Here is a 23,526-nt window from a genome sequence, read left to right as displayed (position 1 = left end):
GGTCTTTCCTTTCAGACGATGAGGGCGAGGAACGCGGCGCCGACTGCCACCCACGACAGGACGGCCAGACAGACGTGAAGAACGGCGGCGCCGACGCTTCCGACATCGGCGAACTCTTCGGCGAGGAAGGCCAGCGCGCAGGTGATAGCAGCAAGGCCCCAGGCCCACGGATTGTCATGGGCGAGCCCGGCAGCGGCGATGATCAGCACCAGCAAGGCGCCAGAGGTGTTCTTGTGCATCGGGTCAGCCTCAGTTGTTGCCGCCAGCCTCTTGCAAGGAAAAGACCATGGTTTTATCTGTGCGAACGTCATCCGCTCCTGAGGGGCATACGGATGATTGAAAGAGGGCAGCGCTTTCGCCTTAGTGAGGTGTCAAATGCCGTTCCGTCACATCGCCGACCCGGACCAACTAACCATCCTAACCAAAGCGCTTGATGAGCATTGCCAGTCGCTAGGCATCCCGTCAGACAGTCCAGAACGCGAGAATCTGGCAAGCCGCGTGATTTCGCTTTTCAGCCGAGGCACCACCACTCTTGACGAGTTGAAAGAGGCGCTGGCGAAAGACGGCGCTTAGTTGTTCAGCTCATAGGCCAGGCCCTTTGCGTCCAGCGCCCGGCCGTTGAGCCCATACAGAACCGACACAGCGCCGCCGCCACGCTCAGCCCGGATCAGGCCGAAGCGGGCTTCCCCGAATGCCTTGGCGGCCAGGGCGAGCGATGCTGCAGCCTGCTTTTCTGTGATCGAGCCACGAGTTGCGCCCTTCGGCGGCTTCGGAACCTTGATGCTGTCTTCGAATGTCATCGCCTGCCAACCTTCTGTTGCGAGTAGCCGACCTTGACTTGCGGCAGTCGGCCGCCGAGTGCCGCGTCATGCATCTTGCGGATTGCCAGTTTCGAGCCTTCCGACCACGACATGACGGTTGCGTCGCCACGGTCAGGAGAGCGGCCGAGCCGGACCTTGATGTCGTCCTTGCTTTCGATCTGGACCTTTGCCGTGCCTACCGGCTTCCACCGGATGGCGATTAGATCGGCCAGGAGTAGAGGGTCAGGCGGCAAGGCTATGGGCGATCCGCCCTCTTGCGACGGGTCTAGAGCCTCACGGAACCGCCAATGCGCTTCAGCCCGCTTGTTGAGAAAGTGCCATTGCCCATCGGCTGACTTCGCCGTTGAGGTGTGGGAGGCGTTGTAGCCCGAGACAGCGACACCGTTGTCCTTCAGGAAGGTGACAGCACCACCGCCATACCCGCCGCCGACATCGACAATGACGCCGGCACCGTCGCGGCGAACCCCGAAGACCATGGCGCCGATCGATGGACCGTCTGGCGTGTCCTTCCCAGGCTTCACCACCAGCGGCGCGAACCATGTCCCGTAGCGTGGCGCTATGGTCGAATCGTCAGCGCCACCTTGCGCCACGTCGACACCCAGCGCCGTCATCTGCAGGCCCTTGAACCCGTCAGGCTTCCAGCGAGCTTGAGCAGCCTTGACCCACTCACCGGGCAGCAGTTGCCATTCGTCATCGGCGCGGCCGGCTTGGAAATCGCCATAGAGCAGTTGCGACCGGAGCGGTTCGGGCAGGCTTTGCAGCTTCGCTCTATAGTCAGTGTCCCGCAGGTAAGGATTGTCATCGAGGCTTGCCGGGATGAACGTCCGCGACATCGCTTCGTATTCTTCGCCGCCGCGCTCATAGACGCCAGCAGCGTCGACCCATTCAGTGACGCCGCCGACCACGATGGCCCAGCGCAGTTCACCAGGCAGCGCCCGGTTCGGATAGTTCGGATCAAGCCAGGGCGCGAACTCTTCAATCAGCCAGAGCCCATCGCCACCACGAGGCGGGTTAGAACCGAGGATGACGCGGCAGCGCTGCCCTTCCCTGGTCGACCGCAGCCAGCCAATGAGCGAGAACACTTGTTCCCGCAGAAACTCGCCTGCCTCATCGAATGCGAGGTAATCCCGAGCGTTGCCGGCATATTTGCGCCAGTCGTCGGGTTGCTTCAGGCCGGCGAACTTGAGACGCCCGCCACTATTGAGGCGCCAGACGTTTTCATTGCCGCCGACAAACTCACCGTGACCGGCCAGGATCTCCCGCGAGAACTCAATCAGCCCGTCGAGCTGGGTTGCCTCACGGCGCAGGATCAGGCTGGAATGGTGTTCGTTGGCCGCAGCGCCCACTTCGAGCGCAGACTTGCCGCCGCCGGCTTGCCCACCATAGAGCAGGATATCGGCCAGGCTTTGGAGTGCGGCAGTTTGAGGCCCAGGGTTAGGAAGGAAGGGCTTGTCCAGCTCAGACGCGACTTGCGCAACCAGTTCGGCCCGGTCTTCCGTTGATAGCTTGGCAATGACGGCTTCGAGCGAGCGAAGATCCAGCCCGCTATCCATTGCCCTCTTTCATGCCCTTGGCGAGGATCAGCGCCACAGCCTTTGCTAGCTTGCGCGGCGAATGGTCGGGCATCAGGTCTTTGCCGTCCTTGCCGGTCAGTTCCGCCTTGTCGACCAGCAGGCCATGAAGCTTTGCTTTGCCCAGCGTGGCAGAGACGGCAGCAGAGGCGCCCTTCGGTTCGGCCATCGCCTTGGCGCGGGCAAGTTCCAGCTCATCAGTCAGCGTTCCGACCGACACCATGAGCAGCGCGCGGGCTTCCGCCTGCAGCTCTTTAATCCTTGCGGCAACCTTGGGGTTTGCCAGGAGCCGGCTTGCTTCCGACCAAACCGTCTCTGGTTTCGTGTCGGCGCCCACCTCATGGGACTGGCGATAGGCCTTGGAGCCGTTGCCAGTCTCGACATAGGCGACCGCGAAGGCTTCCTGCTTTTGCGTCAGGTCGTCCTTCATTTGGCGTACATACAGAATTGTGCACCAACGCTGGTTTGTCGGTACAAATTTGTACACAGACGGCGAATTAGCTCAGGCATCTTCGCCTTGGGAGATGACAGCAGCGAGCGCTTCGAGGACTTCAGCTTGCGTCTTGCGCTTGGCGATCGACACAGCCAGGGCGAGTTTCTGGCGCGTGTCTTCCTGCAGAGCCTTGATGGTTGCCGGCGGAAGCTTCAGGCGGCGCTTGTCGAGATAGTTCATGCCCGCGCCCTCCCCGATGAAACGTTCGGTAACGTGCCGTAACGCTACATAACGCGTGACGGTCACGTGACGCGTTGACGGCTCACGTGACCAACGTTTGCAAATCGCAGCTAACGTTTGATTTTCTGGAATAGGTCTTTGAGCGCGGGGGAGGCGAATCTTGCCCCCGCATCGGCCCGGCGAGTGATCCGAAGATCCCGCTCAGTCAGCCGCAAATCGCCTGCATGTGGTATTACGCTACCTTAGCGAGATTTTCAAGGTCTACCGATGTTGGGACCGGCCGACCGAAGATGGAGACCAGCACCTTGGCCTTCCGGTTGTCCTTCACCGCGTCGATGAGCCCTTCCAGGCCGAGGAATTGCCCTTCGGCGATCCGCACCTTGTCGCCGGCATGGAGCCGGTAGCCATGTTCCCGCGTCTCATCGAAGGCGCCGCTATCCACCGCCCGCCGAATGCGGACAATCACATCGTCGTTGACCGGCACCGGGAAGCCTTGGACGCGCAGCACCTTGTTGACGCCATCTATGTCGTCCAGCTCAGAGCAGCGGTCAGGTGACGCCAGGCGCACGAACCCGTAGCGGACGAAGAGAGCGAAGTCTTTCATCACCCATTTTTTGGTCCGATGATGTTTGATTTCCTTCCGCCAGAACGGCCAGAAAACATCGTAACCGCCGCGCAGCAGTTCATCCCTCGCCTTCCGTTCGGCCGAGGGCGCCGATTCCACCACGTACCAGAGGTTAGCTTGTACGCGCTGGTTCATTGCGTCCCCTTCAGGTAATCGGCCACGTCTATGTGTCGGACGGGCGATGCCGGCCCAAATGTTCCAAGGTAGGTTCGGCTGACTTCCGCAGGGATCGGCGCACGTGGCGTCCGGGGCGGCTTCAGCTTCAGGTGTTGGTCTTGAAGCTTGAGCAGCAGCGGGAATAGATCGGTTTGGCGCGGCGGCAGTTTGCCCTTCATGTTGGACAGCCGCTTGCCGAGGAACAACACTTGCCGTTCAGACTTCAGGTGGTCGACATCAACGCCTTGCTTTTTGAGCCAGGACCGCAGCAGCAACAGACCATCCGGCCATTCGTAGGAGCGGCCCTTCATGCCGCGTCCCCTTCGTTCGGCAGGTAGCGGCGCGCCAGCGTCAGGAACACCTCTTGGCCGAAGGCTAGCAGTATGTCGTCTGCTTCAGCCTGGGAGACACCTTGGGCGCTCATCCCGAGGCGCTTGGCCTTGATCAGTCGGCGCCAGTAGGCATCGGCCGCACGGCCATCGAGCCCGGCCAGAGCGGCCACAACTTCCTTGACGGCGCCGTCAGACTTGGCGAGCGGAAATGGAACAATGCTGGACATCGGCACCCCCGATTTGGATGGTGTAATGTTATCACATTTGCCTTGCGATCCAAACATTTTAAGCCCCCTGGTTTTTCATGGAGGCAACCACGGCGGCATCATCGTCGACTACAACAGCGTCATCCGCTGAAAGGCGGGCGCCTGGCAATTTGTTGTTTCGGGCTTCTGCCATTATCTGGCCGAGCGGTCGGCTATCTGCCCTATGACGAACCCACAGGCCAGGGACCGTATCAGGCGGCGAAAGGTCGCCGACCGTTCCCCGAATAGTCGCCGAATGCTCATGTTCCACAGGTGGGAATAAAGTAAGCATTACACCTCCCCCTTCCCGTTATGATCAGGGAGACAGAGCTTGTAGACGTGAGGGTGTCGGGTGTTGCTGATCTTATCGAAATGCCCCCGCCGGACCAAAGCCAGAAGGTCGACCTCGATCAAGGTCAGGATATCGCGGTAAATTCGGCTTCGGCTCTGGTTGGGAAGGTGGCCTTTGGCGATCAAACCGGCCGGCACGATAGTAAAAAAAATTTCGGGTCGATGACCATGGGTGCCGTTGAGAACCATATAGAGCAGCGCGGCATCGTCGCCCTTTTTGTGGCCCGCCAGCGCGGCGGTCGCCGAACGGTGAATGGCGAAGGTCGAGTTGCGGCCGCCCCACAAGTAGAGCCGTTCGCGGTTGCGCCATGCCCACCGGGCTTTTGCCCGGACTTCGGCATTGGAGACGCCCTCCGGGTTGTCGCATTCCAGATCCCGGTAGGCGCAAAGCTCTTCGAAAACCTCTGCCTCGCTGTCGGCGACAAGGGCCAGCTCGATACCGCGCCGGAAAAGGTGGCGGTCGCGGGTGCCTTCCTCCGCCCTTTTCGAACCACGTTGCCATTGCGGCGGAGTGGCTTGGAAAATCGGCAAGCGCGCGGCGAAGCCGAGCGGCACACCGACCGACTGATATGCCTTGCCATTATCGGGCCGAACCGAATCCGGGCCGACCACGAACGAGCCGGCGCCGCTCTTGAAGTCGATGGTGATATCCGGCAGGCGAACCTTGGGCGGCAGATAGAAGCCAGCCCGGAACCAGTAGTGCAGGCCGCGCGCCGTGCGGGTCATCACCGGCGATAGGCCGAAATGCTGTTCAACGTAGTTGCGCGTTGCGGTGTTGTCCGTGTCGCAGTCGACCACAACCAAGCCGTCCAGCCGGATGCCGTACATTTGGGAGCTGTGCTTCTGCATCAAGCCGAGGCAGGTTGACGCCGAGCAGCCGCGAGCGGCCGACCAGTTCGCGACCAACGGTTTTTTGCCATCCGGCCCGTCGCCGAGCGGCAGGAGTTTGTAACCCGCGCCATGAAGGCGGGCGATTGTCTCAGCGTGGCGAGATGCAGCACCACCGACTTCCGGTGCCGCAGGTAGTTTTTGAAAGTCGGTGGCGGCGCTCATGCAGCGATAGCCGAGTCTTCGAGGATCGAGAGCCGCGACCTCAAAACGTAGCGCCCATGCGTCCCGGAAAACGGCCCGCCGTGGCCTTCATGGATTGTTTCGATTACGAAGTTGTCGCGAAGGAGCCAGACGTAATGACTCCAGCGAGGCGCCGGGTTGTCGATCGGAGTGCAGCCGCGCTCACCGGCATTGATCAGCTCGCGAAGCGCCCAGGCCTCGCGACCTTCAAACGTGAGAACCTGGCTTGGCGTGTTGCCTACCGCCTGGGTGCGAACCGTGATGGCGAATTTCTTGTTCGCCGATGTATTTCGTGAGTTAACGTGCGGCTCTTCGCCTGCTATGCCGTGCATGTTCTGGTCCTTTTCGATTTCTGGAGGTTGGGTCAGATCGGCTTGGGCGGTCAGTTGTCCAGACGCGCCGCTCAAGCCACTTCCGCCGCCATCGAGGGCGGTTCCGTCTTGCCTTTCGGCAGATTATCAAGCCATCGGTCAGCATCGACCTTGCGGACAAGAACCTTCCGGGTTCCAGCCCGGCGCGTCTCAAGCCGCCCGGCCTTGATTTCTTCGTAAACGAAGGTCCTGCCGACACTGTAAGCGGCGCAAAGCCGTTTTATAGCGAAGGCGTTGGGTGGTGCTTCCATGCTCTTCAGTCTCCTTTCGGTTTGCGGCGAATTGGTCCGAACCAAGGCGTACATATTACCACTTGCTGTGACTCCCTGTCGAACACGAACCCGGAAACCCCACAACTTTTCGTGTCTCTATTTTAACGTGGAACTTCAATAAGTTAGCCTATGTTTATCCACAGATTATCCAGGGAACCCGTGTTCACGTTAAGTTCTGGTCTTTACCCACGGTAAAGCGGCGTCGAGAAAACCCGATTTGCCCCTCCCGATATGCACTGAAAAAGATCGAGGAATGTTGGCAGGTCATCGCGGCATGTCTGCCACGACTCGTTGTCCCTCAACCCGGTCCCTCGAAACTGCTTGCAGTATCTGCCTGCCCGAATCAGTGGTCAAGCACTGCACGGTGCAATGCGGCCACATGCGGACAACTATCTAAGGTTTTCCCCCGACAAGGCGCAGATTGCCTCTTGCCGCAGACGCATCGAGATAGTTCGCCCAGGCCGTCATTAACTTGCGCCTTTTTTCCAAGGCATCGGACCGCCGGTAGGCGTTCTCCACCGCATCGCCCGTCTTATGGGCGAGCGCGGCTTCGGCCACTTCGCGCGGAAAGCTGGTGTTGTCCCCGGCCCAATCCCTGAAGGCCGAGCGGAAACCGTGCGGCGTGTACTGCCCGACTTCCATGCGACGCATCTGCATTGCCATAGCCATCACCGATAGCGGGCCAGGATTGCCCCGCCGGTCCTCGCCCGGGAAAACATGGCCGTCATCGGACAAGCGGGCATCATAGAGCGGGCGCAGGATAGCCAGGGCGGCATCGGTCAGGGGAACGCGATGGACCTTCCGGGCCTTCATCCGCGCCGCCGGCACCGTCCACAACTTCTCCGCCAGATCCAACTCGGGCCAGGTCGCGCCGAGAACTTCGCCCGAGCGCGCCGCTGTCAGGATGAGGAAGTCTAGCGCCCTCGCAGACAGGGCTTCAGATGCCCGCAGGCGCTTCGCGAACGCCGGCACGTCGCCATAGGCCATCGCGCTGTGATGCCCGCGTGAGAGCTTCTGTCCCTTCGCCAACAGGTGTTGAAGATGGCCGCGCCACAAGGCAGGGTTTTCGCCCGATCGATGACCCGAGGCCTTGGCGAAGTCCAGCACCCGTTCAATCCGGCCGCGCAGCCTTTGCGCCGTTTCCGGTTTCTTTTGCCAGACGGGTTTCAGGATTTCGAGGACATCGGCGGTGGTTACCTTGTCGACCGGCTTTTTCAGGATCGGCTTGCAGTAGGCCTCGCCGAGGGTCATTTCCCATTGCGCCTTGTGCTTGGGATTCGACCAGCTCTTGCCGACTTCGGCAATGAAGTCTGCAGCGCATTCGGCAAAGGTCGGCACTTCAGCCTTGGCTTCCGGGTCGATCGGTTCGAGGCCGCGCCGCAGACGGTCGCGACAGTCGGTCGCCGCGATCCGCGCATCCTTCAGGGAAACGGAGGGATAGGAGCCGAGCCCGGCTTCCTTCCATGCGCGAGCGGCGCCAGAGCCCTTGAAGTGAATGAAGGCCCAGGATTTGGTTCCCTCTTTCTTGACGCGCAAGTAGAGCCCGCCGCCGTCGCTATACCGACCAGCCTTCAGGTCTTTCTTTCGGATGGTCGTTTCGGCGAGCAGATTGAGCGAGCGAACCATTCCCAGCAACTCCGTGCCTAACTTCGATGCGCGATGTTAGCGGATTGCAACGGATAGCAGCAAACGAAGAATGCCGAAAAACCAAGGGAATCAACGCTTATTTCATACCCCGGCAAACACCAGCGGACGTGGGTTTAGAAGACACTCCCTCCGCCAGATATTTGGCTACCGTGCTGAATTGCCTCTGTATTTTCAAAGAGGGCCAAATCTTTCCTAAGTTATTCCTAACTTCCTAAAACGAAGAAGCCTGCCACCGCGAGGCAGCGGGCCAGCGTGAGCGCAAACGTTGCGCCAGCCTCAGGATCAACGTTCGTCCTGGCGATAGAGCCGTTTGGTCGCGCGGTCGCTTTCCATGCGTTCTGCAGGACCACGGTGGCGTCGGGTCATAAGAACGTATGCCATCAATAGGGCCAGCAACAGTGGCCCACCAGCAACGACGATCAACCACATCACACTTTCAAACATGAGGCATCTCCTTCACGTCACAACCGTCAAGGAGAAGAACCGTTCCGTTCAAAGTTACAGCAACACCAGCACCTCCTGCGACTGAGGGCCGTTTCCCATGTGACCGTTTCGGAAATCCGGGCTCCGCTGCAACAAAAGGCTGCGGCTGCACGTTGCGGTTGATCATTCAACCAGGAGCAAAGCAAATGGCCGACGACAAAACGAAGACGGACTTCCGCGATCGGGACCGCGTCTCTGCCGATGAGGATTATGAAGTCGAGTATTTCGCCACCAAGGCCGGCATCACCCCGCAGCAGGTCAAGGAATTGATCGCGAAGCACGGCAACCGACGCGAGACGCTGGAGCGGGAAGCGAAGGCTCTGGGGAGCGGTAGGTAGGCCGGCATGCCAGAGTACCAGGTGGAAGAGTGGCATGGAGAGGAGTGTGTCTCAACTCAGGCCACGAGCACCGATGATCCGTTATCTGCGGTAGAGAAGGTCACGGGCCAAAGGGTGTCGCCTAGAGCGCTTCAGGAGCATTGGTTTCGTGTGGTCGATGAAGATGCGCGAAGCACGCATGAATTCAGCCTTGAGGACGGCGGCCCGGCTGGAGATTTCGCAAAATAGCCATGACCAGAATCTCGGACCTGCATTGGGACCAACGCTGCAGATAGGCGAGAAAGGTGCAGCCGCCGGGCGGACCCGACGGCTTATCGTCGATTGGATCGCTGCCGCCGCATGGGGCCTTAAGGCGCGGCCGGCGCCAGCTTGGCGGCTACTTGGTCGATCTTGTCGGCAAGTACGCTATTGGCCCAATCTGTCACCTCAGGGTCAACGGGCTTGTTGGCCATTTGGGCAAGGGCTGCATCGATCGATGGGACGTTGGCAGCGGCAGCTGTGGCGGCGGTCTGAGCAGCGGCCGCATCCTGGGTGGCGTCATCGAGCGCTGCCTGTGCTGCATCGAGGTCGGCCTGCGTCGGGACATCTTCGGGCGGGGTATTCGGGTCAGCCGCTTTCGCATTCAGCGCGTCGAGCGCCGCTTTGGCGTCGGCAACCGCCTGATTAGCGGCATCGAGCGCCGATTGAGCGTTCTTGGCTATTGCCGACTGTGTCACAAAAGCCTGCACGCCAGCGAAGTTCTTGCTCTTGGAGTGCATAAAGGCGTTGGCGTTGCGCTGCAGTGAGTTCAATCGGCCCAGCTTGGCATGGATATTCTTTTCCTTGGACACTGAACCGGTAGCGGCCTTGGCGACCTGGCCCTTGGCGGATGCCGACTTGCCGAGCGAACCGCCGCCTCCGCCATTGCCGCCAGCATTACCGTTTCCTCCGCTATTGCCATTGCCATTGCCGTTACCGTTACCATTGCCATGGCCGTTACCATGGCCGTTGCCACCAGCAGCAGCCAGGGCCGGCGACACCAGAAGCGAGAACACCGCAAATGCAGCAAAAAGGGTCTTTCGGGATGTCATAACTACCTCCGAGATTGCCACCGCCACTAACCGCTATAGCGGGCAACATGAGGAATCGCTAACACAAAGGGTAAACTTGGATATAGCTGTGCTTTCATTGCGAGAACGAAGCGGCCGGCCGGCGAAACGCCAACCAGCATAACTCTTTGAAATTGCTGAAGTAGATCACCCTCGTTGGGACCGGCCGGCCTTCCGAACTCAAAGGTCCTAGACCGCTCGGACCAAGGTCTTAAGCCGTGGTTTCGGCCGCGACTCAGAAGTCGTGACGGCGCGGCGACCTTCGGTAGTCGGCACCGTATCGGCCTGAGGCCGAGCTCGACATCGATCCGCTGCTGTGTCCCAAAACACCGCCTAAGTGGTTGTATTCTCTGTCTTTTGATATAAGCGCTAGTCTGAGGTAAATTTCGACCGGCATCTGGCGGGCTTACGTTATGCAGCATCGAACGTTCTTTGGCGGCAAGGTCACCGAGATCCCCACTTCGTTACATTGCGATCCCAGGGGAATGCTGACCGCTATCGAGTTCAGCGGTTACAATTTCCAAGCCGTGCGGGCGTTCGTCGTCACCGCGCCGCGCGGCACGTCGCGGGGCGGACATGCACACGGCTCGGGCCGGCAATTGATGATGCAGCTGTCGGGCCAGATCGGCATCGAATTTCGCTATCAGGAACAGATCGAACGGCTGACGCTCACCGCATCGAACCGCGCGGTGCTGGTCGATGCCCCGGTGTGGGCGCTGCAGACCTATGAAGGCGAGAACCCGTCTTTGCTGGTTTTCTGCGATACCGAATACGACCCTGAAAACTACGTATCGAACCCCTGATGACACTCATCGGGAAAGGAGAGGCCGCGATGCGCGCCAGGACATGACAGCGCCTCGCGGCAGAATGGCTATTCTCGGCGCCGGCATCATGGGCGTCAGCCTCGCTCTCATGATGGCCCGCAGAGGCTACGCGGTGTCCCTCTTCGACAAGGAGAGCGAGCCGATGGCCTGCGCCAGCCGTTGGAACGAGGGCAAGATTCATCTCGGCTATCTCTACGGGAACGATCCCTCGCTGCTGACCGCCCGGCATCTGCTTTCGGGAGGACTGTGTTTCGGCAGGCTTGTTTCCGAGCTGATCGGAAGCAATCTGGAAGCGCACACGACCCTTTCGGAAGACCTTTATCTGGTCCATCGCAACTCGATCGTCGCTGCCGAGGCGCTGGGGGCGATCTTTGAACGTGTGGATGTATTGGTGCGCAGCCACGCTGACGCCACCAGCTACCTTGCCGACGTATCGGCGGCGCGATCGAATCGGCTTTCCAAAACTGAATTGGCCGATGTCACCAACTCGGACCAGATCGTCGGGGGCTTCCAGGTGCCGGAGCGATCCGTCAACACGCGATGGGTTGCCGACCGGCTTTGCGCGGCGCTTCGGGGTGAACCCAATATCAGCTTGCGGATGGCGTCCAAAGTCCTGTCGGCACAGCCGGTGGACGGAATTGACGGGAAATGGCGCGTGGCGGTCGCAAGCGAAAAAAGTGAGGCGTTCGACATCGTCGTCAATTGCCTTTGGGAGGGGCGGCTGGCTGTCGACCGCACGGCCGGCATCGAGCCGGTTCCCGGATGGTCGCACCGCTACAGGCTTTGCCTGTTCGGCCGCACCAGCCAGCCTGTCGATGTGCCGTGCGCGGTCGTCGCCCTTGGCCCGTTCGGCGACATAAAAAACTATGACGGGCGCAACTTCTATCTCTCCTGGTACCCGAGCGGGTTGCTTGCGGAGAGTGGCGTATTGTCGATCGAAACGCCACAAGCGCTCGATGCCGACGCACGACAGCGGTTCATCGGCGACGTTCGCGCCACGCTCACTCGGTTGGTGCCCGTTGTTTCCAGCATGTTCGACGATGCCGAGGAGCTTGAGGTACGCGGCGGCTTCGTGTTTGCGCAAGGGCGTGGTTCGCTCAGCGACCCGAAAGCCACGATCCATCGCCGCGACCAATTCGGGGTCAACCGCCTGGGCAACTACATCTCGGTCGACACAGGTAAATATTCGACGGCGCCGTGGCTTGCCGACAGGCTGGCGCGGCAAATCTGCGGGATCGAGTGAATGGGTGAGACAGAACAGGGCGGCGCGAAGCAGGTAGCGCAGAAACAAGTCCAGCTTCGATCCGGCTGGCGGCCGAAGGTCACGGCGCTGGTGCCGTGCTACAATTCGGCGGCATTCATTTCGCGTACGCTGGACAGCCTCGCCGCGCAGACCTGGGACAATATCGAGATCCTGGTCGGCGAGGACAATTCGACCGACGCGACATTCGAGATCGTTTCAGCCTTCGCCGGCGGCCGCGACGATGTCTGTATCCTGCGCCGGGACAAAAACCTGGGATGGCTGAAGAACTCCAACGATCTGATGGCCAATGCCAGCGGCGAATTGATGTTCTTTGCCTTCCATGACGACGTCATCGATCCAACCTATATCGAGGCGCTGGTGCGGGCGCTCGATGCCAATCCCGCGGCTGTACTGTCGTTCAGCGACGTCGAAGTGATCGAAGTCAGCGGCGAAAGTGCCACGTGGAAGTTCGACCTGCTGGAGGGCTTGCAGGACGGTTTTGCGCGTGGCCGGGCGATGGCGCGCCAGCCGCATGGATGGTGGGTTCCCAATCGTGGGATATTCAGGGCCTGGGCGTTCCACCGTAGCGGCGGGATCAAGCCCAACAGCCAAGGCGAATTCAGCGCCGACTGGACCTGGCTTCTGCATCTGTCGCTGCTCGGCGGCTTTGTCCGCGTGCCGCAAGTGCTCTGCCACAAATACTACCGGGCGGGCAGCATCAGCCGGCGCTGGGACCGCAACAGCACCCAACGAAGGGCCTTGCGGGCGGCGGGGATAAGGGAGGTCTGGCACAGCGAGGCCGGCCTTGCACAAAGAGCCTTCCTCGCTGTCTATATCGCCTTGCGGCCGTGGCGGTGGGTGCCGCGATCGCGAGAAGCGCAAAGATGGCGAAACAGGCAATCGGTGCATGGCAGCCCGGACAAATAAGAATGGCGCTGGTGGTTGGAATTTCGACCGTTCGCCACCGCGGAAATCGCATAGCGTACGTGTTTCACGGGTTACCAACGAGTAAACGTCGCTGGATACTATGCGAAATGTGCGGTCTGTCAGTGCTAATCGCGAGGCGAGAAACCTGAAAGTTGATCAACCCTGGTGAGCGCAGCGCCAACAAAGCTTCATATACCTTTCGACTTTATGCGGTGAATAGTTATTGCCAAGCAGTTGCATTCCAGTCACAGTCCCGGAGCATAACTCGCTCAGGGGGAGGGAATTTCATGGGAACTACCACATTCCAACTGCGGCCCGTCACTGATCGCGAGGACGAAGCGAGCCAGTTAGCGAGGGCTCTCAAAGAATCGATTGATGAACTAGCACCGGAAGTTAAGCCCATCTTTAAAAAGAAACGGAAGGATACGCAGGATTTCGGAACAACGTTGGTTCTTGTTTTGGGAGCTCCGGCTACAGTTGCTTTGGCGACCGCGATCGCTACCTTTATTAGACGAAATTCTGGGGTTGTCATAGAAATGACGTCATATATCGGCGGCAGCGAAGTCAACGTCACCGGAACATCGAAATTAGATCTTAAAGTAACCAAATTGAATAGCGCTGATGCCAAGGATATACTGGTCGCTTTGGCCTCGAAGTAAGGTCATTTGATGCGCTCCGATAAACGCCCTCTTGTGATATTACTTGGGGTAAGTGAGTGCCCCAAAGCGCCAAAATTCACGTCTTTGCCGCAGTGCGCCAGTTCTGCGGATGAGTTTTTTCGATATTGTTACGTTGACCTTGAGATTCCGAGGGCCAATATACTTGACCTTTTTGATAGCACTCAAAATGCAACAGAGCAAATTAGCACAATAAGTTCATGGTTAAAAAAGAAGCTGCCTTCTGATGTCAGAAATAAAGCGGACGACCTTATAATATTTTACTCTGGTCACGGAGCTTTTGGCCATCAAAGGGATAAGCCGTACTTTTTGGTTATCCGAGAGACGACAGAAGATGACGACAGCGCAACTAGTTTACGCTTTGGCGATTTGGCCGCAGTTCTGATAAACAGGGCGCGCGAGATAAGACGCACGGTTATTCTCGATTGTTGCTTTGCTGGCACAGCAGTGGCCGAACTTATGACGCCTCTGTCGGAACTAGTAAGAGAGAAAGTCGACGAGAAATTGCCGATTCAGCAGTCTCCCGGTTCTGGCGGCGCAGAAACGGGCGAAGACAAAGACTTAGCAGAAAAGGGGACTGCGCTTTTTTGTTCGTCTGCTGCTCGCTTAGCGTCGATTGCACCTGCCGGTCGTCCCTTGACGATGTTCTGCGAAGCACTCTTCAGTTGCCTTAAGCACGGCAAGGAAAACGGTAAGGAATGGTTGACGCTCGAGGATCTCGAACAGCCAGTCCAACAATACATCGCAGATACTTTCCCCGACGACGGCGTACGTCCAGAACTTTGGAAACCCTATCAGATCAGGGGCAATCCTGCGAAAGCTCCTCTCTTTCGGAACAGCCTATGGAGAGCTATCGTAGCCTCTCCGCCTGCGGGCCAGACGCCGCATGAAAATGTTGAGCGCGCCCTTGGTGACAATTCTGCTTCGGAGAGTTCTACAGAATTTAAGCGTTGCGGATGAGGCGTCGAAAGGGAGCGCGAGCGGGTCGTTGGTCAAGGACCCGGCGGAGCAGGCGCCCATTCGGGTGCTTGCGCTGGCTGGCTTCCTGTCAGGGGCTGCAAGCGCTGTTGCGCAGTGGGCCCTGCCCGCTCCCTATGGTGAGAGTAGCGCGCAAGCCGCTACGGCTATCTTCGGCCAACTGCGCGTCACCTTTCCAGGCTTTGCGTCGCCCGCGGTGTTTTCATTGCTACTTTTTGTCGTGTCGTTGCGAATTTTCAAAATTAAGGATTTGGCCTATTATATACTGCTTCCATTTGTTATTTATGGAGGGTGGGCGCTAGCGACTAATATAGCGACTTGGGTTTCGTTATATCCTGGCGTGTCGAATTCTGCTGCCTACTTGCTTTTTGCCCTCCAGGGGTTTGTTTACGGCGCAGTTCAGATGCTCGCGTGTGGGTATTTGGTCCTATGTTTCAGCCCTCGACCCGGTTCACAATTTGGCTTGGACTCCCTTTCGCTGCGTTCCAGAAAAATCAGTCCAGAACTCTCGCCATATAAATTGTCGACGCTTATCGCGGCCAGTATTGGTTCGGGTTTGTTTATGGCGGTTGTAGCCGCGACAGTATGGTACACGTATCGCGACACACATTTTAACGTGTATTTATCCGCCCACGTTGTCTGGCAGTCGAGCGTAATTGGGGCAACAAGCTTGCTTCTGGCAGAGGGTCATGTTTTTCGTGATATGAAACGATGGTTTGTGTACGTTTCTCTAAGTGTATTTGTTGTGTTATTATTTTCGTTACACCCATATATTGCCGGCATAGAGCGACCAGAATTGGCGGTCGCAATTCGTCCCTTAGTTAGGGGCGCTGTCCGAGCGCGATGCGGACGGAGACGTTGGAGATTTGCAGGTGCAGTGGCATCATGGTAAGTGAGTGACCTCAACATTTGGCACCGATCGGGATACTGACGTGAGAAACGTAAGGGCGGTCTCTCTTTTTTTAGGCGTGATCTTTGTGACTTCGGTCACAGTCCAAGTTGCCGGCGTGAAGGCCCAAACCGCGTGCCAACCTCAGTATCAGCAATGTAAATAGCTTCGTGAGCCTAGTGTCTTCTTGGAAGGCCCCAGGTTCGGGCTGGCGGCGACCGCATCCTCGCCGCGCACGCAGGCGACGGTAAAACATCGTGTATTTGATTTCTTACCCGAAATATGCAGCTTCTCCCGCCAATGAAAAAACTGTTCCTTGTGGCCCTGGCCTCGGTGACGCTGGCCTGGCCCGCCCACGCCATGGACGCCGCCCTGCGCGCCGGCCTGCTGAAACTCGACCCGGAGACCCGGCTGGAGCAGAGATGCGACGCCGAAGTGCTCGACCGCATCAGCCATGACGACCACAAGTACAAGGCAGACCGCGTCGTCGCCTACGCCTTCGCGACGCCGGAAATGAAAGCCGATGTCATCCGCAGCCCGGGTGCTGCCTTCCGCAGCAAGGGACAGTGGTACCGGCTGAAGTTCAAATGCGAGACGGCGCCGGACCATATGGAGGTCCTGCAGTTCCGTTACCGCATCGGCGACGAGATTCCGGAAGCCGACTGGGCGAAGTACAATCTCTACGACTGAATTCGCTGCGACCAGAATTCTCTCTGGCAGAACGACCTTCCCTATTCCCGTGGCTTTCAGCGTCGGCCGTTAGAGCGGTTCAGCTTTTTATGGAGCAGCTGACCCACTCTAACTCTTTGTTTTTGCATAATTCCGGACGGAAAACCGCTACGCACTTTTCCTGGAATTGCGCCGGCAGTCTCTTGACGCGCGGGAACCATACACGTTAGGGCGTCGGCATATCCGACGACGAACACGCCGATACAGCAAGGGGCTCCGGTCGATGGACATTTTCAGCGCTGCAAGCATGACGGCCCTCCTCCAGGTCATCGCCATCGATCTGGTGCTTGCCGGCGACAATGCCATCGTCATCGGCCTTGCCGCCGCCGGCCTGCCGGTCGAGCAGCGCAAGAAAGCCATCCTGATCGGCGTTTTGGCGGCGACTGTGCTGCGCATCCTGTTTGCCGCCGTCACCGTCAAGCTTCTTGCCATTGTCGGCCTGCTGCTGGCCGGCGGCATCCTTTTGTTGTGGGTGTGCTGGAAGATGTGGCGCGAGCTGCGGACGTCGCATGCCGACGAGTTCGAGGCGACCGAGGCGCTGTCCGATTCCGACCTCAACAGCGACAGAACGGTGGGGGGCAAGGCGCCGCGCAAGACGCTCGGCCAGGCGGCCCTGCAGATCGTCGTCGCCGATGTTTCGATGTCGCTGGACAATGTGCTGGCGGTCGCAGGTGCGGCGCGCGATCATTTTCCCGTGCTTGTCATAGGCCTGGTGCTGTCGATCGCCTTGATGGGCTTGGCCGCGAGCTTCATTGCCAAGCTGCTGCATCGCCACCGCTGGATCGCCTATGTCGGCCTGCTGATCATTCTCTACGTCGCGATCGATATGGTCTATCGCGGCCTTGTCGAGGTCTGGCCGCATGTCAGTCCTGTGGTGAGCTGACGCTGCCGGTCCTACAGCTTCTGTATAGTACGGGTATCTGCCGGAGGCAGTGGTCGCGTTCGCCGCAGCCGCTGCCCATACCAATGCCGCAATAAGTGTGGTACTGGCCGCCGATCCCGAAAAACCCGGAATGTTTTCTCATGTCTGCGCCTCGCGTCAGTTTCGTCAGCCTTGGATGCCCGAAGGCGCTTGTGGATTCCGAGCGCATCATCACGCGCCTGCGCGCCGAAGGCTATGAGATCGCGCGCAAGCATGACGGCGCGGACCTGGTCGTCGTCAACACCTGCGGCTTTCTCGATTCGGCCCGCGACGAATTGCTCAACGCCATTGGTTCGGCGCTTTCGGAAAACGGCCGGGTGATCGTCACCGGCTGCCTCGGCGCCGAGCCGGACGTCATACGAGAGAAGCACCCCAACGTCCTCGCCATCACCGGCCCGCAGGCCTATGAGAGCGTGATGGCCGCGGTGCATGAGGCGGCGCCGCCCAGCCACGATCCGTATATCGACCTTCTGCCGCCGCAAGGCGTCAAGCTGACGCCGCGCCACTACGCCTATCTCAAGATTTCCGAAGGCTGCAACAACCGCTGCACCTTCTGCATCATTCCCGCACTGCGCGGCGACCTCGTCTCGCGCCCGGCGGCCGATGTGCTGCGCGAGGCCGAGAAGCTGGCCAAGGCCGGCGTCAAGGAACTGCTGGTCATCTCGCAGGACACCAGCGCCTACGGCATCGACATCAAGTACCAGACGTCGATGTTCGGCGACCGCGAAGTGCGGGCGAAATTCCTCGACCTGTCGGAGGAGCTGGGCAAGCTCGGCATCTGGGTACGCATGCACTATGTCTACCCCTATCCGCATGTCGCCGATGTCATCCCGCTAATGGCGGATGGAAAAATCCTTCCCTATCTGGACATCCCCTTTCAGCACGCCTCGCCGCAGGTGCTGAAGAACATGCGTCGGCCCGCGCATGGCGAAAAGACGCTGGAGCGCATTCGCGGCTGGCGCGAAGTGTGCCCGGATCTGGCGATACGCTCGACCTTCATCGTCGGTTTCCCCGGCGAGACCGACGAGGATTTCGAGATGCTGCTCGACTGGCTGGACGAGGCCAGGATCGATCGCGCCGGCTGCTTTAAATACGAGCCGGTCCGCGGCGCCAGTTCCAACGATCTCGGCCTCGAACAGGTGCCGCAGGAGATCAAGGAAGCGCGCTGGCATCGCTTCATGCAGCGCCAGCAGAAGATCTCGGCGACGCAGCTGGCCAAGAAGGTCGGCAAGCGCCTGCCGGTGCTGATCGACGAGGCGCATGGCACGTCTGCCAAGGGCCGGACAAAATACGACGCGCCCGAGATCGACGGTTCGGTGCATATCCAGTCGCGCCGGCCGCTGCGCCAAGGCGACATCGTCACGGTCAAGATCGACCGCGCCGACGCCTACGACCTTTACGGCTCGGCGGTTTAGAAAATTACCAAAAAGGGCGCCTCCCGGCGCCCTCGGATTTTTGGCACAGCCCTCGGCGCGGTTTCGCAGTCGAAGCGTGCAGCCCGCGAAGTGAAAAAGGGCGCCGGGCGGCGCCCCTTCTCTTTTGCGTTTCCGATACTTACTGCGGCAACTTGTCGTCGACGCCCTTCACATAGAAGTTCATGCCGAGCAGCGTGCCGTCGTCGGCTACTTCGCCGTCCTTGAGCCACGGCGTGCCGTCCTGCTTGGCGACCGGTCCTGTGAAGGGGTTCCAGCCATCTGCGATTTTCTTGGCGGTTGCCTCGGCCATCGCCTTCACATCGTCCGGCATGTTGGTGAAGGGCGCCAGCTTGACGGCGCCGTCCTTGATGCCGAGCCAGACATTGTCAGGCTTCCAGGTGCCGTCGAGCGCCGCCTGAACGCGGCTGATGTAATACGGCCCCCATTCGTCTGTCAGCGAGGTCAGCTGCGCGTTCGGCGCGAACTTGATCATGTCGGAGGACTGGCCGAAGCCGTGCAGCTTGCGCTCTTCCGCCACCTGCAGTGCCGCAGTGGAATCGGTGTGCTGGACGATGATGTCGGCGCCCTGGTCGAACAGCGCCTTGGCCGCGTCGGCTTCCTTGCCCGGATCGAACCAGGAGTTCACCCAGACGATCTTGGCCTTGAAGTTCGGGTTGACCGACTGCGCGCCGAGCATGAAGGAGTTGATGCCCATCACCACTTCGGGGATCGGGAAAGAAACGATATAGCCGGCGACCCCTGCCTTCGATTCCTTGGCGGCGATCTGGCCGAGCACGTAGCGGCCTTCATAGAAGCGCGCATTGTAGATGCCGAGATTGTCAGCGGTCTTGTAGCCGGTGGCGTGCTCGAACATCACTTTGGGGAACTTCTTGGCGACCTTCACTTCCGGGTCCATGAAGCCGAAAGAGGTGCCGAAGATGATCTTGCAGCCTTCGCGCGCCAGACGCTCGAAAGCGCGATCGGCATCGGGACCTTCCGAGACGTTCTCGAGATAGGCGGTTTCGACCTTGTCGCCGAGCGCCTTCTCCACCTCGAGGCGGCCTTGGTCGTGCTGGTAGGAATAGCCGAAATCGCCGATCGGGCCGGTGTAGACCCAGCATGCCTTCAACTTGTCGGCGGCCTGCGCCGACGCCGCCAGTGACATGGCGGCGGTCGTGGTCATCAACGCGATAAACAGTTTTTTCATTGTGTTACCTCTCTGAGTTTAGCCTTGGAGCTTCCCGTTTGTTTTTGTTGTCAACGATCCGGAACGAATGGCTGCCCCAAGGAAGCCGGCGTGTTCATCATCGTCAGACGCTTGTTGCGCGAGATTAGAACGAGAACCACGACGGTTGCCAGATAGGGCAGAGAAGAAAGCAGCTGCGAAGGCACCGGAATGCCAAATGCCTGTGCATGAAGCTGGCCGATCCACACCGCGCCGAAGATGTAGGCGCCGGCGAGCACGCGCCACGGCCGCCAGGAGGCGAAGACGACCAGCGCCAGCGCGATCCAGCCGCGGCCCGCGCTCATGTTCTCCACCCATTGCGGCGTGTAGACCAGCGACAGATGGCCGCCGGCAAGGCCGGCGCAGGCGCCGCCGAAGATGACCGCGAGATAGCGGTAGCGGATGACCTTGATGCCGAGCGCATGCGCCGATGTGTGGCTGTCTCCGATCGAGCGCAGAGTGAGGCCGGTGCGGGTCTTGAACAGGAACCACATGACGGCCGCCGTCAGCGCGATCGAGATGTAGAAGATCGGGTCCTGGCCGAACAACAGCCTGCCGACCACGGGAATGTCGGTGAGCACCGGAACGTAGAGGTTTGGCAGCCGCTCGCCGGGCTGGCCGACGAAGCTGGTCCCCATCATGCCGGAAAGGCCGAGGCCAAGCAGCGTCAACGACAGGCCGGTCGCCACCTGGTTGGTGGCGAGCGACAGCGTCATCACCGCAAACAGCAGCGAGAACACCGCGCCCATGGCGATTGCCGCCAACAGGCCGATCCAGGGCGATCCCGTGAGATAGCCGGCTCCGAAGCCGCCGACGGCGCCCATGATCATCATGCCTTCGACGCCGAGGTTGAGCACGCCGGAGCGCTCGACCACCAGTTCGCCGATGGCCGCTATTAAAAGCGGCGTCGCCGCCGTGGCGATGGTCAAAAGGATGTTGACGGCGATGTCCATCAGCGGGCTTCCTTCAACTTCGGCGCGGCTTCAAGCTTCGCCGCGCTTTTCGTCAGCGCCATGCCGACCATGCGAATGCGGTAATGGATGAGCGTGTCGCAACCGAGCACGAAGAACAAAAGCATGCCCTGGAACACACGCGCCACCTTGTCGGAGATGCCGAGCGCGCTTTGCACCGCCTCGCCGCCGAGATAGGTCAGCGCCAGCACCAGGCCGGCGGCGACGATGCCGAGCGGATTGAGCCGGCCGAGGAACGCGACAATGATGGCTGTGAAGCCGTAGCCGGGCGAGATCACCGGTTGGAGCTGGCCGATGGCGCCGGAGACTTCCGAAATGCCGGCAAGCCCGGCCAGCGCGCCTGACAGCAGGAAGGCGAAGAAGACCATGCGGTTGAGGCCGAAGCCGGCGAAGCGCCCTGCCCTCGGGCTGGAGCCGAGCACGCGGACCTCAAAACCCTTGAGCAGGCGGCTCATTAGCACCCAGATCAGCACGGCTGCAACAAGCGCGAAGACAAAACCCCAATTGGCACGGCCGGCGTCCGGCATCAGTTCCGGCAGGACCGCCGAGTCGTTGAACTGGATCGTCTGCGGAAAACCATGGCCCTGCGGATCGCGCCAGGGGCCGCGCACCAGCCAGTCGAGGAAAAGCTGGGCGACGTAGACCAGCATCAGGCTGGTCAGGATTTCGTTGGTGCCGAAGCGCGTCTTTAGGAGAGCAGGGATTGCCGCATAGGCGGCGCCGCCGACCATGCCGAACAACAGCATCAGCGGCAGCACAAGCGGGCCTTCGAACCCGGGAAACAGCACCGGAATGGCCGAGCCGAAAATGCCGCCGAGGATGAACTGTCCCTCAGCGCCGATGTTCCAGATGTTGGCCTTGTAACAGACCGACAGGCCGACCGCGATCAGGATCAAAGGTGCGGCCTTGATCGCCAGTTCATGCAACTGCCAGACCTGGCTGATCGGCTCGATGAAATAGATCTCGAATGCGCTCAGCGGGTTGACGCCGAGCAACGCGAACAGAACCGCGCCGGCGATGATCGTCAGGGCGAAGGCGATGAAGGGCGACAGCGCGGAAAACAGCATCGAGCGCTGCGGGCGTTTGACGAGTTCGAGGCGCATCATGCCGTCTCCAGACCATGTTCGGCGTGGCCGGGCTCGGCGCCGCCCATCAACAGGCCGATCTTTTCGAAAGTTGCCTCGGCGATCGGCAGCGGTTTCGACAATTCGCCATTGTGCATGACCGCGATCGCGTCCGAAATCTCGAACAGCTCATCGAGGTCCTGGCTGATGACCAGAACCGCCGAGCCGCTGCGCGCCAGTTCGATCAGCGCCTGGCGGATGTGGGCGGCGGCACCGGCGTCGACGCCCCAGGTCGGCTGGTTGACGACCATGACGGCAGGGCTGCGGTCGAGTTCGCGGCCGACGATGAATTTCTGCAGATTGCCGCCCGACAGGGCCGCGGCTTCCGGATCGGGCGCGCTCTTGCGCACGTCCATCGCCACGATGATGCGCTGGGCGGCGGCATAGACCGCACCGCTTTTGACCGTGCCGCCGGCGCCGACAAAAACCTTGCCGTCGGTGGCGTGCCGCGACAGAAGCAGATTTTCCGAAAGCTTCATGCGTGGCGCCGCGCCATGGCCGAGGCGTTCTTCCGGCACGAAGGCAGCGCCCATCAGCCGCCGGCCTGTGATCGAGAGCGAGCCGGCATCCTTGCCGCGGATGCGCACGGATGCGGCGTCCTGCTGCAGCACCTCGCCGGAGACGGATTCGAAGAACTCGCCCTGGCCGTTGCCGGCGACACCGGCAATGCCGATCACCTCGCCGGCGCGCACAGTGAGGTTGATATTCTTCAGCGGGATCGAAAACGGGGTTGCCGGCTTGCGGCTGAGGGCGCGGATTTCGAGCAGCGGCTGCGCGGCCTCGATGCCTTCGGCCGGTGCGCGCACCACGGCCTTCACCTCGTTGCCGACCATCATGCGGGCCAGCGACGAAGCCGTTTCCTCGCGCGGGTTGCAATGGCCGACGACCTTGCCGTGACGCAGCACGGTGGCGCGGTCGCAGATGCGTTTGACCTCTTCCAGCCGGTGCGAAATGTAGAGGATGGATTTGCCCTCCGAGCGCAGGCGCTCAAGCGTTTCGAACAGCTTGTCGGCTTCCTGCGGCGTCAGCACCGAGGTCGGCTCGTCGAGGATGATGAGCTGCGGCGTCTGCAACAGGCAGCGGATGATCTCGATGCGCTGGCGTTCGCCGACCGAGAGATCGCCGACCAGCGAGTCCGGATCGAGCGGCAGGCCATAGCTGAAGGAAAGCGCCCTCGCCTTGGCCGCGATCGAGCTGATCGGTGAGCCGTCATCCAGAGACAGAGCGATATTCTCGGCCGCGGTCAGCGCCTCGAACAGCGAAAAGTGCTGAAACACCATGCCGATGCCGAGCTTCTTCGCCATGCCCGGACTGGTGATCCGCACCGCTTCGCCGTTCCAGAATATCTCGCCGGAATTGGGCTCCAGCGAACCGAACAGCATCTTGACCAGCGTCGACTTGCCGGCGCCGTTTTCGCCAAGCAGCGCGTGGATCTCGCCCTTGGCGATGTTGAGGTCGATATGATCGCACGCAGTCAGCGTGCCGAATATCTTGGTCAGGCCACGAACCTCAAGCAGGTTCGCTCCATCATGATCTGCACTCACAGTGCCTCCCATCC

General features: G+C 60.2%; 29 protein-coding genes. 11 read left to right on the top strand and 18 right to left on the bottom strand.

What is annotated here, in order from left to right:
- Positions 1-11 precede the first annotated feature (11 nt).
- Entirely contained in the window at positions 12-239 is a 228-nt protein-coding gene (locus ACYG9V_RS20210) for a hypothetical protein (protein WP_352763385.1), read from the bottom strand.
- 136 nt (positions 240-375) lie between these two features.
- Here ACYG9V_RS20210 and ACYG9V_RS20205 point away from each other — a divergent pair, with 136 nt between their 5' ends.
- Positions 376-573: a hypothetical protein gene (locus ACYG9V_RS20205; protein ID WP_352763386.1), complete on the top strand. Its 198-nt coding sequence runs from the start codon at positions 376-378 to the stop codon at positions 571-573.
- Here ACYG9V_RS20205 and ACYG9V_RS20200 read toward each other — a convergent pair.
- From ACYG9V_RS20200 to ACYG9V_RS20170, 7 genes are all read right to left on the bottom strand, one after another.
- On the bottom strand, positions 570-800 hold the full coding sequence (locus ACYG9V_RS20200) for a hypothetical protein (protein ID WP_352763389.1): 231 nt from the start codon (positions 798-800) through the stop codon (positions 570-572). The two genes, ACYG9V_RS20205 and ACYG9V_RS20200, sit on opposite strands and share 4 nt — an antisense overlap.
- Positions 797-2,374: a terminase gene (locus ACYG9V_RS20195; protein WP_352763391.1), complete on the bottom strand. Its 1,578-nt coding sequence runs from the start codon at positions 2,372-2,374 to the stop codon at positions 797-799. Before ACYG9V_RS20195 ends, ACYG9V_RS20200 begins: the two co-directional genes overlap by 4 nt.
- The gene (locus ACYG9V_RS20190; RefSeq protein ID WP_352763392.1) at positions 2,367-2,822 is read right to left on the bottom strand and encodes a terminase small subunit; all 456 of its coding nucleotides are present in this window, start codon (positions 2,820-2,822) and stop codon (positions 2,367-2,369) included. The genes ACYG9V_RS20195 and ACYG9V_RS20190 overlap by 8 nt, the downstream gene beginning before the upstream one ends.
- Positions 2,823-2,894: 72 nt before the next feature.
- Entirely contained in the window at positions 2,895-3,065 is a 171-nt protein-coding gene (locus ACYG9V_RS20185; protein ID WP_023805191.1) for a hypothetical protein, read from the bottom strand.
- Positions 3,066-3,297: 232 nt separating this feature from the next.
- Positions 3,298-3,825 carry a transcription termination/antitermination protein NusG gene (gene nusG / locus ACYG9V_RS20180; RefSeq protein WP_352763394.1) on the bottom strand — a complete coding sequence of 176 codons (528 nt, stop codon included), beginning with the start codon at positions 3,823-3,825 and terminating at the stop codon, positions 3,298-3,300.
- Positions 3,822-4,157, bottom strand: a complete 336-nt coding sequence (locus ACYG9V_RS20175) for a hypothetical protein (RefSeq protein ID WP_352763396.1) — start codon at positions 4,155-4,157, stop codon at positions 3,822-3,824. Before ACYG9V_RS20175 ends, nusG begins: the two co-directional genes overlap by 4 nt.
- Positions 4,154-4,405: a DUF6074 family protein gene (locus tag ACYG9V_RS20170; RefSeq protein ID WP_023805187.1), complete on the bottom strand. Its 252-nt coding sequence runs from the start codon at positions 4,403-4,405 to the stop codon at positions 4,154-4,156. The genes ACYG9V_RS20175 and ACYG9V_RS20170 overlap by 4 nt, the downstream gene beginning before the upstream one ends.
- Here ACYG9V_RS20170 and ACYG9V_RS20165 point away from each other — a divergent pair.
- Positions 4,395-4,535: a hypothetical protein gene (locus ACYG9V_RS20165; RefSeq protein ID WP_352763398.1), complete on the top strand. Its 141-nt coding sequence runs from the start codon at positions 4,395-4,397 to the stop codon at positions 4,533-4,535. The two genes, ACYG9V_RS20170 and ACYG9V_RS20165, sit on opposite strands and share 11 nt — an antisense overlap.
- Positions 4,536-4,714: 179 nt before the next feature.
- Here ACYG9V_RS20165 and ACYG9V_RS20160 read toward each other — a convergent pair whose 3' ends face one another.
- The 5 genes from ACYG9V_RS20160 to ACYG9V_RS20140 all read right to left on the bottom strand — a co-directional run bounded on the left by ACYG9V_RS20160 (position 4,715) and on the right by ACYG9V_RS20140 (position 8,579).
- Positions 4,715-5,827 (bottom strand): bifunctional DNA primase/polymerase, encoded by a 1,113-nt coding sequence (locus tag ACYG9V_RS20160; protein WP_352763399.1) that lies wholly within the window; start codon positions 5,825-5,827, stop codon positions 4,715-4,717.
- Positions 5,824-6,177, bottom strand: a complete 354-nt coding sequence (locus ACYG9V_RS20155; RefSeq protein ID WP_352763500.1) for a winged helix domain-containing protein — start codon at positions 6,175-6,177, stop codon at positions 5,824-5,826. Before ACYG9V_RS20155 ends, ACYG9V_RS20160 begins: the two co-directional genes overlap by 4 nt.
- Positions 6,178-6,248: 71 nt before the next feature.
- Positions 6,249-6,467, bottom strand: a complete 219-nt coding sequence (locus tag ACYG9V_RS20150; protein WP_352763401.1) for a DNA-binding protein — start codon at positions 6,465-6,467, stop codon at positions 6,249-6,251.
- A 414-nt stretch (positions 6,468-6,881) separates the two neighbouring features.
- Positions 6,882-8,114 (bottom strand): tyrosine-type recombinase/integrase, encoded by a 1,233-nt coding sequence (locus ACYG9V_RS20145; protein WP_460222006.1) that lies wholly within the window; start codon positions 8,112-8,114, stop codon positions 6,882-6,884.
- Between the two features lie 303 nt (positions 8,115-8,417).
- Positions 8,418-8,579 carry a hypothetical protein gene (locus ACYG9V_RS20140; protein WP_023691300.1) on the bottom strand — a complete coding sequence of 54 codons (162 nt, stop codon included), beginning with the start codon at positions 8,577-8,579 and terminating at the stop codon, positions 8,418-8,420.
- Positions 8,580-8,764: 185 nt separating this feature from the next.
- Between ACYG9V_RS20140 and ACYG9V_RS20135 the strand changes: the two genes are divergently transcribed.
- Positions 8,765-8,956 (top strand): DUF3606 domain-containing protein, encoded by a 192-nt coding sequence (locus ACYG9V_RS20135; protein ID WP_023668952.1) that lies wholly within the window; start codon positions 8,765-8,767, stop codon positions 8,954-8,956.
- Positions 8,957-9,303: 347 nt separating this feature from the next.
- Here the strand turns inward: ACYG9V_RS20135 and ACYG9V_RS20130 are convergent, their stop codons facing one another.
- Entirely contained in the window at positions 9,304-10,026 is a 723-nt protein-coding gene (locus ACYG9V_RS20130) for a hypothetical protein (protein ID WP_023668954.1), read from the bottom strand.
- Positions 10,027-10,457: 431 nt separating this feature from the next.
- Between ACYG9V_RS20130 and ACYG9V_RS20125 the strand changes: the two genes are divergently transcribed.
- The 8 genes from ACYG9V_RS20125 (at position 10,458) to rimO (ending at position 18,648) form a co-directional block, all read left to right on the top strand.
- Positions 10,458-10,847 (top strand): sugar 3,4-ketoisomerase, encoded by a 390-nt coding sequence (locus ACYG9V_RS20125; RefSeq protein WP_023832183.1) that lies wholly within the window; start codon positions 10,458-10,460, stop codon positions 10,845-10,847.
- On the top strand, positions 10,771-12,111 hold the full coding sequence (locus tag ACYG9V_RS20120) for an FAD-dependent oxidoreductase (protein WP_352763403.1): 1,341 nt from the start codon (positions 10,771-10,773) through the stop codon (positions 12,109-12,111). Before ACYG9V_RS20125 ends, ACYG9V_RS20120 begins: the two co-directional genes overlap by 77 nt.
- A complete protein-coding gene (locus ACYG9V_RS20115) occupies positions 12,112-13,038 on the top strand; it encodes a glycosyltransferase family 2 protein (protein ID WP_352763405.1) in 927 nt (308 codons plus the stop codon).
- A gap of 287 nt (positions 13,039-13,325) precedes the next feature.
- Positions 13,326-13,697, top strand: coding sequence for an effector-associated constant component EACC1 (locus tag ACYG9V_RS20110; RefSeq protein WP_352763406.1), 372 nt, complete (start codon positions 13,326-13,328; stop codon positions 13,695-13,697).
- 9 nt (positions 13,698-13,706) lie between these two features.
- On the top strand, positions 13,707-14,675 hold the full coding sequence (locus tag ACYG9V_RS20105; RefSeq protein ID WP_460222005.1) for a hypothetical protein: 969 nt from the start codon (positions 13,707-13,709) through the stop codon (positions 14,673-14,675).
- A gap of 1,189 nt (positions 14,676-15,864) precedes the next feature.
- The gene (locus tag ACYG9V_RS20100; RefSeq protein WP_352763409.1) at positions 15,865-16,272 is read left to right on the top strand and encodes a DUF930 domain-containing protein; all 408 of its coding nucleotides are present in this window, start codon (positions 15,865-15,867) and stop codon (positions 16,270-16,272) included.
- A 262-nt stretch (positions 16,273-16,534) separates the two neighbouring features.
- A complete protein-coding gene (locus tag ACYG9V_RS20095) occupies positions 16,535-17,194 on the top strand; it encodes a TerC family protein (RefSeq protein WP_023682529.1) in 660 nt (219 codons plus the stop codon).
- A 140-nt stretch (positions 17,195-17,334) separates the two neighbouring features.
- Complete coding sequence (rimO, locus tag ACYG9V_RS20090) at positions 17,335-18,648, top strand: 30S ribosomal protein S12 methylthiotransferase RimO (protein ID WP_460222004.1); 1,314 nt, start codon at positions 17,335-17,337, stop codon at positions 18,646-18,648.
- Between the two features lie 139 nt (positions 18,649-18,787).
- Here the strand turns inward: rimO and ACYG9V_RS20085 are convergent, their stop codons facing one another.
- From ACYG9V_RS20085 to ACYG9V_RS20070, 4 genes are read right to left on the bottom strand one after another with little or no spacing between them, the layout of a single operon-like run.
- Positions 18,788-19,855: a BMP family ABC transporter substrate-binding protein gene (locus ACYG9V_RS20085; protein WP_023668961.1), complete on the bottom strand. Its 1,068-nt coding sequence runs from the start codon at positions 19,853-19,855 to the stop codon at positions 18,788-18,790.
- Between the two features lie 50 nt (positions 19,856-19,905).
- Positions 19,906-20,826 carry an ABC transporter permease gene (locus ACYG9V_RS20080; RefSeq protein ID WP_023668962.1) on the bottom strand — a complete coding sequence of 307 codons (921 nt, stop codon included), beginning with the start codon at positions 20,824-20,826 and terminating at the stop codon, positions 19,906-19,908.
- A complete protein-coding gene (locus ACYG9V_RS20075; protein ID WP_352763413.1) occupies positions 20,826-21,950 on the bottom strand; it encodes an ABC transporter permease in 1,125 nt (374 codons plus the stop codon). Before ACYG9V_RS20075 ends, ACYG9V_RS20080 begins: the two co-directional genes overlap by 1 nt.
- The gene (locus tag ACYG9V_RS20070; protein WP_023691315.1) at positions 21,947-23,524 is read right to left on the bottom strand and encodes an ABC transporter ATP-binding protein; all 1,578 of its coding nucleotides are present in this window, start codon (positions 23,522-23,524) and stop codon (positions 21,947-21,949) included. Before ACYG9V_RS20070 ends, ACYG9V_RS20075 begins: the two co-directional genes overlap by 4 nt.
- Between the last annotated feature and the right edge of the window lie 2 nt (positions 23,525-23,526).

The sequence above is a fragment of the Mesorhizobium sp. W016 genome (assembly GCF_054719485.1).
The sequence above is the reverse complement of the archived record's forward strand: the minus strand, read 5'-3'. Positions and strand labels throughout refer to the sequence as shown.